The 11,616-nt window shown below is 32.4% G+C and carries 11 protein-coding genes; 2 read left to right on the top strand and 9 right to left on the bottom strand.

Annotation, left to right across the window (positions count from 1 at the left end; translation table 11 throughout):
* Nucleotides 1-12: 12 nt before the first annotated feature.
* From MVY38_RS01790 to MVY38_RS01760, 7 genes are all read right to left on the bottom strand, one after another.
* Nucleotides 13-405 carry a hypothetical protein gene (locus MVY38_RS01790; RefSeq protein WP_297482882.1) on the bottom strand — a complete coding sequence of 131 codons (393 nt, stop codon included), beginning with the start codon at nt 403-405 and terminating at the stop codon, nt 13-15.
* Between the two features lie 27 nt (nt 406-432).
* Nucleotides 433-720, bottom strand: a complete 288-nt coding sequence (locus MVY38_RS01785) for a DUF2018 family protein (protein WP_297482880.1) — start codon at nt 718-720, stop codon at nt 433-435.
* Between the two features lie 87 nt (nt 721-807).
* The gene (locus MVY38_RS01780) at nt 808-2,256 is read right to left on the bottom strand and encodes a HAMP domain-containing sensor histidine kinase (RefSeq protein ID WP_297482878.1); all 1,449 of its coding nucleotides are present in this window, start codon (nt 2,254-2,256) and stop codon (nt 808-810) included.
* Nucleotides 2,246-2,656 (bottom strand): hypothetical protein, encoded by a 411-nt coding sequence (locus MVY38_RS01775; protein ID WP_297482875.1) that lies wholly within the window; start codon nt 2,654-2,656, stop codon nt 2,246-2,248. The genes MVY38_RS01780 and MVY38_RS01775 overlap by 11 nt, the downstream gene beginning before the upstream one ends.
* Nucleotides 2,656-4,545: a hypothetical protein gene (locus MVY38_RS01770; RefSeq protein ID WP_297482872.1), complete on the bottom strand. Its 1,890-nt coding sequence runs from the start codon at nt 4,543-4,545 to the stop codon at nt 2,656-2,658. The genes MVY38_RS01775 and MVY38_RS01770 overlap by 1 nt, the downstream gene beginning before the upstream one ends.
* Nucleotides 4,546-5,709 carry a response regulator gene (locus tag MVY38_RS01765; protein WP_297482867.1) on the bottom strand — a complete coding sequence of 388 codons (1,164 nt, stop codon included), beginning with the start codon at nt 5,707-5,709 and terminating at the stop codon, nt 4,546-4,548.
* Between the two features lie 79 nt (nt 5,710-5,788).
* Nucleotides 5,789-7,471 carry an EAL domain-containing response regulator gene (locus tag MVY38_RS01760; protein WP_297482864.1) on the bottom strand — a complete coding sequence of 561 codons (1,683 nt, stop codon included), beginning with the start codon at nt 7,469-7,471 and terminating at the stop codon, nt 5,789-5,791.
* 240 nt (nt 7,472-7,711) lie between these two features.
* Between MVY38_RS01760 and MVY38_RS01755 the strand changes: the two genes are divergently transcribed.
* Nucleotides 7,712-8,257 carry an HdeD family acid-resistance protein gene (locus MVY38_RS01755; protein WP_297482861.1) on the top strand — a complete coding sequence of 182 codons (546 nt, stop codon included), beginning with the start codon at nt 7,712-7,714 and terminating at the stop codon, nt 8,255-8,257.
* A 1-nt stretch (nt 8,258) separates the two neighbouring features.
* Nucleotides 8,259-9,548 (top strand): APC family permease, encoded by a 1,290-nt coding sequence (locus MVY38_RS01750; protein ID WP_297482858.1) that lies wholly within the window; start codon nt 8,259-8,261, stop codon nt 9,546-9,548.
* Here the strand turns inward: MVY38_RS01750 and MVY38_RS01745 are convergent.
* Together MVY38_RS01745 and MVY38_RS01740 are read right to left on the bottom strand one after the other, a co-directional pair.
* Nucleotides 9,531-10,421 (bottom strand): tetraacyldisaccharide 4'-kinase, encoded by an 891-nt coding sequence (locus MVY38_RS01745; RefSeq protein ID WP_297482854.1) that lies wholly within the window; start codon nt 10,419-10,421, stop codon nt 9,531-9,533. The genes MVY38_RS01750 and MVY38_RS01745 overlap by 18 nt on opposite strands.
* Nucleotides 10,422-10,427: 6 nt before the next feature.
* Nucleotides 10,428-11,558, bottom strand: coding sequence for a DegT/DnrJ/EryC1/StrS aminotransferase family protein (locus MVY38_RS01740; protein WP_297482850.1), 1,131 nt, complete (start codon nt 11,556-11,558; stop codon nt 10,428-10,430).
* Between the last annotated feature and the right edge of the window lie 58 nt (nt 11,559-11,616).

Below are 11,616 nucleotides of genomic sequence, written 5' to 3'. Positions count from 1 at the left end.
TCATCTCATCTTTTATCTATTTTTCAAAAACTTCCACTTAATTTCACTGTTTTTATCGTGTAAGAACAGTTGAAACACCGCTTCGTTTTTTTGAGCATTAAACTCTTTAAATTTAACTAGCACATAGGGTGGTTCATAGTAATTTGCACCACGCGTTACAAGTTCAAGCTTGAAACTCTGATTTTTTCCATTCAAATATAAAATATTTTGCGCCACAATTTTATCGTACGAACGATGCATAACTAAGCCACCATTTATATATAAAGTCCAACTAAATTTAAAAAGTTTCTCTTTAGAATCGTATTTTACAAGAATTTTCTTTTGCTCATCCTTTTTTAGCGAAATTTCTTTCGTATAGACATAATTATTTGCAAAAATGGCACTGCTAAAAAATAACAGTACCAATAAAATTCTACTTAGCGTACGCAATGACTATTCACTTTGAGAGAGAACAGTCCCCATTAGTTCAACATAAAGACTTTTTGCTTTTGTACTTGCATCATCAAGATGTGTAGCTCTATAACTATCTACCGCTCTATCAATATCTTCACCAACATGCTCTTCTAACATAAGTTCCATTACCGCAACTTTTTCTATAAAGTTCTCTAGTTCTTGTCGTACAATGTCATTGTTTGCATTAAAAACTACATCCATAAATTTTGATTTTGGTGAACCACCAAAAATATCATCTTCATCTTCAAATAAAGCCGCATAGCTCATATTAAACCTCTTTTTCTCAATTTTAATTTTTAGGATTATATCAACTTTTACTTAATGTCTAACTTTTGCACTTTAATTAAATAAAAACTATGGACTAGGCAGTACAACACAAAAAACTGCACCTTCTGCATCGTTTGTTACACTAATCGTTCCTCCACAATGATTTTCAACGATTGTCTTACTCATATAAAGTCCAAGACCTGTTCCATTTAAGGTTTTTGTTGAAAAGTAAGGATCAAATATCTTCTCAATAATATCTTCAGGAACTCCCCCACCATTATCACGAACGATGAGACGATTTTCTACTGCTTCTATCTTAATAAAGGCATCTTTTATCTTTTTCTCTTCTAAGACATCTTCTGCATTTTTTATAAGATTTAACAACACCTGCTTTAACTCATTTGCGTAAGTATGAAAAACTATATCGCTTTGTATATCTGTTACAATAGTAATATTTTTATTTCCAACAGAGACTCCAACAATATCTAGCGTAGATTGAATTAAATCTCCATAGGTCGTATCTTGTTTCTCTTTTGTATCTTTAAAGAAATTTCTAAAATCATCAATGGTTTTACTCAAATGTTGTATCAGTTCTCCTATTTTATCTGCAATTTCTATGGTACTTTTTGGATCTAATCTATCCATTTGTGCTTTCATATTTAGGGTAATACTTGCTGCACTAATGGCATTAATAGGCTGTCTCCATTGATGTGCAATCATCCCTATCATCTCCCCCATCTGTGCTAAACGAGACTGCTCCAAAATCTGTTTATCTTTTTCTCTATTTTTTGCAACCTCTTCATCTATCTTATTTTGAAGAGTAATGTTAAAATTTTGAATCTCTTGTGCCTGCTTTTTAAGTAAATAAACCCGTTTTTTATCTATAGTTGTAAAAATAAGAACAACAATAAAAATAAAGAGCAATAGGCTCATGAAAATCTTGACACTAAAAGAGAGATCATCTAGTGTACTATGCATATAGTTATACTCATTGAGTGAAAAATCTATAGCAATAATTCCAACAACTTTATTGTGTTGTACAATAGGTTTGAGATAAGTTAACCATAAGCTTTTAATACTTTGATGTTTAAAGTAGCGTGGCTTTTTCGTTTTGTAGACCTCCAACCATTCTTGAATATTAAGAGGTTGAAAAATTTCTAAAAAGCCACTTTTATCCTTTTTTGCTCCATCAAGTAAAAAGCGAAACTTCTCTGTGTTTGGCAACTTTTGTACGACATAAATATATCTATACCGCTTCGTTCTAAACATCTTTAAATTTTCTTCCAAATTTTTTCTTAACGCCTTACTCTTTTTTAAAGTATCTACAAGTTGCATATCTGTTTTTTTATTTATTAACTCGACAAGATTATTTGTGATATTGTTAATGTATTCAATATTAGAGTGAAGTGTTAATTTCTCTATATCACTACTCGTTTTATCAAATGTTTTAAAGATATAAAAAGCACCCACAATAAGGACAATAACTGTCACATAAAAAATATAAAAACTCTTTTTTGAAAAAAAATTATCCTGCATCTATAAACCTTTGTAAATTATGAGACAAATGGAGATGAAACATTTTTAAACCTCTCTCTCTAAAATGAATTTGTGGGCGTCCTTTTCTCCAGTAAAATGCTCCAAAAGCATTTAAGATACGCATATAATCTCTATGTGTTGTCGTAAATATTGGTATATTTCCACACTCCTGTTTTGAACTCGAATCATCTCCAATAACGGCTACAGAAGCATTTTTACAAGTTGTAACCACATCAAATATTTTACTATTTTCTAGTGTAGCCTTTGCATCACCTGTAACAAAAACAACAATTGGTCTCTCTTTAAAAATTGAGCCTAAAATAGTCTCATATAACTTTTGTGTATAGACATCTGCATATACTGAGACAAAAAGTATTAGCAACAAAAATAAAAATTTCATTAGAAAACCCACTTTGCACTAATTTGTATTTCTCTATCAATTGGCGATATATTAAGCTCTTTTTCTGCTTGAAATGTTATAGGATTTATTCGTGCATAGTTAGTTGTTCTTGCATCATCAAAAAGATTTACTCCTTTTATAGAAAAAGTAAAACTATCACTGTAGTTATACTTCACCCCGGCACTATAATTGTAAAAATTTTTATTTGAAACATTATTTCTATCGTAAATCAACTCATTAAAAATATCAAATTTATCAAAAGTATTAATATTTCTAACAACTGCTCTATATTGTTTAAGAGTACTAAAATACTCTTTAGGAGTATTGTAGATAACTCTATACCCTCCTTGCATAAAAAGCTTATCACAACCATGATAAAAATGCGTCCATCGTGCTTCAACTCCACCCATTTTCAATGTTTTGTCATAGTTGACTATTCTCCCTTTATCTAAAGGAATATAATAATCTTTGCCTTCTGTATAATCAAGAATTAACTCATACTTATTATTTTTTTTCTCATATAATATATCTTCTACAAGCGTATCATTTTGTGAAGGTTTATAGTAAGAGAGAGGATGTGCTGTAAATGTAAATGACTTAACAAGGTATGGTTCTAGCGTAGAGAGTGTATGTGAGTAAAAAGTTTTCACTGTCCAATTATCTGTTGTATAAGTATGCCCTACTCTATACATGAGAAGATTATCGTTTTGAACTGTATCTCTATTTTCTACTCGCTCATACTCTGCCCCTATGGTAACAATAGAGTTTTTTTGCAGTGCATATTGATTTTCCATATATGCAGTTGCTATATTTTGTACTCGTGTATCATCATGTGCTGCCATATTAATACCATTAAGGAGTGCTTTGTCCCATTTCGCTCTTTTGGTTCTATATTTGAGACCACTTAAAAGAGTATTCTTTTCTTTATGATATTTATATTTTACTTCCCCAGTTAAAACATAAGAGTGTGTATTTGTTTGCGTATATTTTATTGGAAATGTCGGAGTTATAGGCGTTACATCATCTAACATCTCAGCTTTTGTTTTTGAGTAACTTGCAGTAAAAAGGTAAGAAAAATTATTTATCTTAGAATCAATTCCAATATGTAAATATTTCGCATTAAGTTGTGATTTTTCAGGTGTAGCATCTAAACTTGCATTCATAAAACCATTTCTATCTTGAGAGAATGCATTTAAGAGTATGTTTGTGTTCCCCTTATGTAGAGTCGCCACTACACTATTTATCTTTTTATCTCGTGATAACTTTGTTGCAAAGCTATAATGTTTTTCTCTTTTATCATTTGAGGCAAGTCCAAATACAAAATAGGACCAATCACTTATATAACCGGCATTATAAGCATCTAAAGTAGCAGCCCCATAACTTCCACCCGCAACTTTTAACATACTTCCCTCATCTTTGGCTACACTTTTTGTATAGAGTTTTATAAGTGTCACCGTTGATTCTGTTGCATATTCGTATGTTGGATTTTCTGTATATATCTCTATATGATCGACCCAGTCAATATTTGCATCACCCATAAGAAAAATACCACTTCCATATAATCCTGTTGTTATTTCTTGATTGTCAATATAGAGGCGAATAGTAGAGCTTAAAAAAGGTTGATTTGCATTATATGTAAGTGGGTCAACTAAACCATACCTATTTTCATCATATCCAAAAGGATAGACTGTATTTAAAACCTGTTTAAGAGTTGTGATTTGCATTCTATCTAAATCATCACGCGTCCATACAAAAGAGACACCACTATTTGCAAGCTTTGTCTTCTCTGAAAGGTCACTCTTTTTTTGTATTATTCCTAGTAAATTATCTATATTGTCTGCATAAAGAGCAATGTTCAAAAGGCAAAAAAGAAAGAGTAATTTTATCATCTACTTTTCTCCATTTTTTAAATAAATATAAGTAACATCATCCTCTTGCTCTTCAATTCTATTTACTCTTTTTGCTTCAAACTCTTTTAAATTTGCACTCTCGAAAAAATCATTATTTAAAAACTTTGCATAGGTATCTTTAGACTCTTTAAGCATATTTTCATTAACACCATCACTAAAAAATAGAAATTTATCTATATTACTCAGTAATATTTTATTGCTATTTACACTATTTGTACAAGCAGACAAAGGAGGGTTGTTTGATTTAAGCTTATGAACACTTTTATCTTCCTTACTTACATAAAGCATAGCAGGCATAGAAAACATTGCGTATTCCAGCTCGTTTTTTTCTCCATCAAAAAGTAAAAAAGATGCAGAAACAACTTCATACTCTAACAAATTTGGTGCTAAAAACTTTATAACTCTTTGAATTAACAAAGAGAGAGAAAAGAGCTCTTTTGTGAGCATAATTTCATTTACAATATGATTGGTATAAGCACAACACATCATAGCAGTTACAGAAGCAGAAATTCCCTTACCCATACCATCTACAATAAAAGCAAAGTACCTCTCTTCATCAACCTTTCGTATGCTATAACTATCGCCACTTAAAGTATCTCGTGGTTGAAAAAAAACTTCACAATCAAAATTTAAAAATCTCTCTTCTACAACATCATTTTTTATGATTTTTGTCTCTTTTTCATAAGTTAAATTCTCTTGGTATTCACCATAAAGCAGTTTCTCTTTTTGTAATTGCACTAAAAGTCTCTCTGCTAAAACTGATTTTGCTACAAACTCTAAAGTATCAAAGATACTTTGTGAAGAGATTGGCTTTTTTATAAAGCTTGTTATACGAATATCTATGGCATCTCGTAACATATTAATATTTTCAATAGCTGTGATCATAATAATAGGAATAGTAGCATCAATTTCTCGTATCTGCCTACTCATTTCAAGACCATCCATAATAGGCATAGAGTAATCTGTAAGTACCATATCTATTTTCTCTTTTTGAAAAATTTTCAATCCTTCTTTTCCATTTTCAGCCAAATAGATATTTTTAAATACAAGAGAGAACATAGCATCGTAAACAGTACGAATACTCTCATCATCTTCCACACATAAAATATTTAAACTTTCATAAATTTTTAAATTATACGCCATCTTAAACCACATACTCCTTCATAGTAATGCTAAACTCCACAGCAGCATCATTAATATTTTTTGAATAACCAACGCTTTTTCAATCTAACTCTCTTTTAGGTCTAGAAAAATAGTATCCCTGTGAATACTCTATACCAAGCTCCTCCACTCTTTTTTGTGTCTCTTTATCATGTACATACTCTGCAATTACCTTTGCCCCTATACTCTTTGAAAATTCACTTATCGTCTTCACTATAGAGTAACTTTTTTCATCTGTTGCCATATTTTTGACAAATCCACCATCAATCTTAATAAAGTCAACATTCATATTGTTAACTCTTTCAAAATTTGAATTTTGCGTTCCAAAATCATCTATGGCAATAGTAAATCCAAATGATTTTAATCTTTTGAGCTGTTGGAGTGAATTAGTAAGACCATGCGCACTTACTCCTTCTAAAACTTCCAATATAACACGAGAAACATCAATATTATACTCCTGTAACTTCTCTTTAAAATAGTCATAAAGATATTCATCATTGAGATCAACTTCTGTTATATTAATAGAAAACTCATAATCATTACCACTAAACATTTTAAAAGATTTATCTATCATTATTTTTGTAATTTCAGAAACAAGCCCTATCATTCTTGCGACATCTATAAAATAGTAAGGAGAGTAAACCTGATCACCATCTTCTATTCTTGCTAGACACTCATATTTTGTAATTTTATGGCTAGAATTATCAATAATAGGCTGAAAGTAAGGTACAATATTTCCAGACTCAATAGCCTGACGAATAATAGGACTATACTCCTGAATTTGACGCTGTAATTTTTCAACATTTAACTCTTTTGCATAAAATTCTATACGATTTTTCCCTTTGTTTTTTGCCTCTTTAAGTGCTATATGCGCATATTTTAAAAGGTTCTCTCTGCCTTGTGCTATGGATATAGTAACAGTACCTTTTAGCTTATTACCATCAAGCTCCACAAACGAATTTGCAACAACTTCTTGTAGATCTTGTGCATAAATTTTGATTTTATTTCTATCCATCTCTTGAGCAACAATACAAAATTCATCACTTCCTACATAATATAATTCTGAATTACTTGGCATATTTTTAGCAATGAGTTTTGCCAAAGATTGTATAACTTTATTTCCATTATCATAGCCATAAATTGTATTTATACTATCAAAATTATCAATATTTACCAAAACAAGACTCATCTCTTGTTCTAAACTATCAAGCATAGTGTTAAGCGCAAAACGATTTTGAAGAGTAGTAAGTTTATCTGTAAGAGCCTGTTTCTTAATGATTTGTGTCTTTTTCTGAACTTCGTCTTGTAACTGTTGATTATAATCTCTCATAAATTGTGCAGCCACAACGCCATCTGCTAATTTCTTAATACTTATCATCATTTTATTCATATTTATAGGCTTTAAAATAAATCCATCTGCACCTAATTCTATGGCTTCTAAGAGATAATCAGCAGTATTATATGCTGAAATAATGGCAACCTTTTGCATAGGATTTTGCTCTTTAATATGACGAGTAAGCTCAAGCCCACCCATACGAGGCATACTTATGTCAGTAAAAACAATATCATAACTACTTTTTTGATACTTCTGCCATCCGTCTTCACCATCAAACGCAGAATCAATAGAAGTAAATAGCATCTCCAAAATCATTAAAGTCTGCTCTCTTACACTCTCTTCATCTTCAACATAGAGAACTCTTATATCTTTTGTTTGTTGTACCAACTCTTTAATATTAATAATCATTTAGCATCCCTTTCTGAAAAATAGTATATTTTGTAATAATTTTATTTCCACAACTCTTACTAATATTTAATTTATCCGTCATTTTACATCCAAAAAGCTTAAACAACTACACCAACAATAAAATCCACTTAGACTTAAATGTAAAAGCCGAGTTGATGAATAGGAGAAATGTTACATAAGTTACACTTTGAAGACTATCATTATGTTACAATGCTTTCAAATTATTTTAAAGGAAAAACAATGTGGAAATATCCAAATGCTGAACATCTATTTGAGAAGTTTACTAAATACTCAAAAATAGCGGGTGTTATTTTTATTATTTTAGGGCTTGCTGGTATATTTGAGCCAGTTTATATGACAGTTGCAACAGTTGCATTTGTGGCATGGATTATGATGTTTGCAGGATTTATGGCTGCTTACTTTACATATATTACAGACAAAGAAGATTACCTTGGTTGGTTAAAAAGTTTTGTACTTATCGGTATTTCGCTACTAATGATTTTTTATCCAATGACAGGTGTTGGTACAGTAGGTCTTTTACTTGCTATCTACTTTTTTGTGGATTCTTTTGCAAGCTTTTCTATGGCATTTACTATGAAACCTGCAAAAGGTTGGGTATGGTGGCTTGTAAATGCTATTTTTTCACTACTGATTGGTATTTTATTTATAGTAGGCTGGCCGTTTACCTCTCTTTATCTTATAGGACTTTTAGTGGGCTTTAGTCTCTTCTTTGATGGCATTGCACTTCTTGCAACTGGTTCTATCTTTAAAAAATTAAATAGCTAAGATGCAAGAGAGTAAAAAAGCCTTTGGCTTGTGGAGTGCTGTCTTTTTAGGCATCGGCTCCATGGTTGGTGCGGGTATCTTCATTGTCATTGGTCAAGCTGGAGCTATGGCGGGTAACATCGTCTGGCTCTCTTTTGTATTTGGTGGTATTATTGCACTCTTTAGCGGTTATTCTCTTGCAAAACTTGCTGTACGCTACCAGTCTCGTGGAGGTATTGTTGAGTATTTAGTGCAGGGATTTGGAGAAAACATATTCTCTGGTTCTATGAGTGTTATGTTTTACTTCTCCCAGCTCATTGCCATCGCTGCCGTTGCCAAATCTTTTGGTACATACAGTGCTACTTTTATGGCTCATGGCGATACACTATGGATTAATATTTTTGCAATTGGCATTATAGTTCTTTTTACACTTATCAATCTTATTGGTGCTTCTATTGTTGCAAAATCTGAAAATTTTATTGTTATAGTCAAACTCTCTGTTCTTATAGTATTTACCATTGCCGCACTCTTTACTATAAAACCTGAACTTTTAAGTCTGCATGATATGCCACCTATTAGTGGTATGGTTTTTGCCATTGGTATCACTTTTTTTGCTTATCAGGGTTTTAGTGTCATTACAAATACTGTTGAAGATATGGACAATCCAAAAGTCACCATGATGAAAGCTATGTTTATCTCGCTCCTTTTTGTAGCAGCTCTATATATTCTTACAAGTATTTCTGTTCTTGGAAATTTATCGTTAGAAAAAGTTATAGAGACAAAAGATTATGCTTTAGCGGAGGCTGCTAAACCTATTTTTGGAGAGTGGGGATTTAAAATTATGGCAGCTACTGCTCTTTTAGCAACTGCTTCAGCCATAAACGCAACGCTTTATGCTGTTTCAGATATTGGTTACACAATGGCAAAAGATGGAAATCTTCCAGAAGTTTATGAGTATCATATTTACCAATCTTTTGATGGTTTAATTGTAAGTGCATTACTTATTATTCCCATGATACTCTTTTTTAATCTTACCCAGATTACCACTGTCGCTGCCATTGTTATGCTAATAGTACAAGGAACTACGCACATCGCGCATCTTAATCTCATCAAAGAGACAGGAGCAAAACACTCACTCGTTGTTTTGGCGATATTAGCAATGTTTGGAGTTGCAGCACTTACACTCTACTCTACTTACAAAACTATGCCAGAGATTGCATACTATCTTATAGCTACTTTTGCTATTGCATTTACTGCAGAGTTTTTACTGCGTTACTTCAAAGAACGTGTTATTTCAAAACAAACGGTCTAAAACATTTGTATCTACTTTCACTTCCAAATCAAGAAGTGAGAGTGGAAGTCCAAAACTTTCAATTTTTACATAATCTTTAAAAGTAACAAGCAAAGAGGTAGCGTTGTCTGCTTCTAAAATTGCTTGAAGCTCCTCTTTTGTAAAACTATGATGGTCTTCAAAGTAGTGTTTGCCTACCACTTTAGGAAGATATTTATTAAGACGCGAAGGTCTTGCTATTGCCGTTACAAGTGACATTCGCTGCGTTTGTGCTTCGAGTGTTACAACTCTTGTAAAGTCCACATCCTCTTGAAGTACAACTGCCTCTTTAAAACTCCATAAACGCTCTCTATAGGGTCCACTTGGCAGACAAAAGTTATTTTTTGTTGCTACATCTATGAGTACATCAAGCTTTTTTATGTCGTGTTTGGAGTATGCATCATCGAGCAGAACTATTTCACATCCCATCTCTTTAGCTTTTTTGATGGCAGGTTTTCTATCTTCACTCACAATGACTACTGCGTTTGGTAGCTTTTTGGCATATATCATCGCTTCATCCCCACTCACACTTACATCACACAAAATCTCTTTTGCATCTTTAACGACTACAAGCCCTTTTGAGTTGCGTCCATAACCGCGTAAAATGATGGCAGGATTCTTAAAGGCAGCTCCAAACGCAGTGACAAGTGGTGTTTTTCCACTTCCACCAACTGTTAAATTTCCAACACTAATGATTTTTATTTTAAAATCTTCGGCTCTCTTTGAACGAAAACGCAGATACATCACAAAACAGTAGAGCCAACTTAAAGGGAGTAGAAAAAAAGAGAGCAGTTTTTGTAACAAAGATGGGTTGTAGAAGTACTCTTCAACCCAAAATACAAGAGATTTTTTCAAATCTTTTTATACTCTTGTCTTTGCAATTTTTTTCACTGCTTTTATAACAGTTTTGACCTCATCATCACTCATACTTGCATAAATTGGAAGTGATAACACTTGCTGAAAAGTACGAAGAGCTACAGGAAAATCATTAACACGCAATGAATATTTTGTTTTATAGTAAGTTAAAAGATGCAGTGGAATATAATGAAGCCCGCTACCAATTCCTTCCTCTTGAAGAGCTGTTGCAAAAGAGTCTCTATTTTTATCTATTTTAATAATATAGAGTGAAAATGAGTTCTCTTCATTATCCATACTTGGTATTTGAACATGTTCTACATTAGCCAGTTCTTTAGAGTACATTTGCGCTATTTCACGCTCTCTTTTTACATTAGCATCCTGCTCTTTTACCTGCGCACGAATATAAGCTGCGTTTAGCTGTGATAAAGAGTAGTCATTACCAATATCAACAACATCATAAATATACTCTAAAGCATCTTCATCACGAACCATAGCATGATGCGCTAACAATCTAGCACGCTCTATTACCTCTTCATCTTCTGTTACAAGCATTCCCCCATTACAAATATTCTTTTTTAAGTGTGGAGAAAAATTAAAGGTAACAATATCGGCACCAGTTGCACCTATTTTATTCCCCTTATAAGTTGCACCAAGCGCTTCACTTGCATCTTCAACAATTCTAACATTGTAAAGTTTTGCCATACTATAAACTCGCTCGAGGTCAACACTTTCACCACCCAAATGCGTTAAAATAACAGCTTTAAGTTTTTTTGACTTATGCTCTTGTAAATATGCTTCAAGTTTGTCCAAATCAATGTTATAACTATTTTTAGCAATATCAATAAAAACAGGTTCAGCATCAAAATGACGCACAACTTCTGGAACATTTGGATGTGCATTTACACTACAAACTACTTTGTCACCGCGTTTAAGATCAAACGCAAGCATAGCAAGATGAAGAGCGGAAGTACCATGTGAAGTTGCAATTGCATATTTTGCACCTACATATTCACAAAACTCACGCTCAAGTTCTTCTATTTGATTTGTATCTTCTCCATCAAGTGAATCACTTACATTTGAGTGCGCACTTCTTGAACTCTCGTATCTACTAAAAGGTATTTTTAAATCTTTCATATCTTTTTCCCTGCCTTTATAAAGTTATATCTCTAGGATAATTAAAATCATGTCCTAG

Source organism: Sulfurimonas sp. (assembly GCF_027056685.1).
GTDB lineage: Bacteria > Campylobacterota > Campylobacteria > Campylobacterales > Sulfurimonadaceae > Sulfurimonas.
This window is presented reverse-complemented; position numbering and strand designations above follow the sequence as displayed.

What these genes read in the sequence shown, in the direction of transcription:
- MVY38_RS01740 (WP_297482850.1), bottom strand. Translation starts at nt 11,558, where the DNA reads ATGAAAGATTTAAAAATACCTTTTAGTAGATACGAGAGTTCAAGAAGT.
- MVY38_RS01765 (WP_297482867.1), bottom strand. Translation starts at nt 5,709, where the DNA reads ATGGCGTATAATTTAAAAATTTATGAAAGTTTAAATATTTTATGTGTG.
- MVY38_RS01750 (WP_297482858.1), top strand. Translation starts at nt 8,259, where the DNA reads ATGCAAGAGAGTAAAAAAGCCTTTGGCTTGTGGAGTGCTGTCTTTTTA.
- MVY38_RS01775 (WP_297482875.1), bottom strand. Translation starts at nt 2,656, where the DNA reads ATGAAATTTTTATTTTTGTTGCTAATACTTTTTGTCTCAGTATATGCA.
- MVY38_RS01770 (WP_297482872.1), bottom strand. Translation starts at nt 4,545, where the DNA reads ATGATAAAATTACTCTTTCTTTTTTGCCTTTTGAACATTGCTCTTTAT.
- MVY38_RS01785 (WP_297482880.1), bottom strand. Translation starts at nt 720, where the DNA reads ATGAGCTATGCGGCTTTATTTGAAGATGAAGATGATATTTTTGGTGGT.
- MVY38_RS01755 (WP_297482861.1), top strand. Translation starts at nt 7,712, where the DNA reads ATGTGGAAATATCCAAATGCTGAACATCTATTTGAGAAGTTTACTAAA.
- MVY38_RS01760 (WP_297482864.1), bottom strand. Translation starts at nt 7,471, where the DNA reads ATGATTATTAATATTAAAGAGTTGGTACAACAAACAAAAGATATAAGA.
- MVY38_RS01780 (WP_297482878.1), bottom strand. Translation starts at nt 2,256, where the DNA reads ATGCAGGATAATTTTTTTTCAAAAAAGAGTTTTTATATTTTTTATGTG.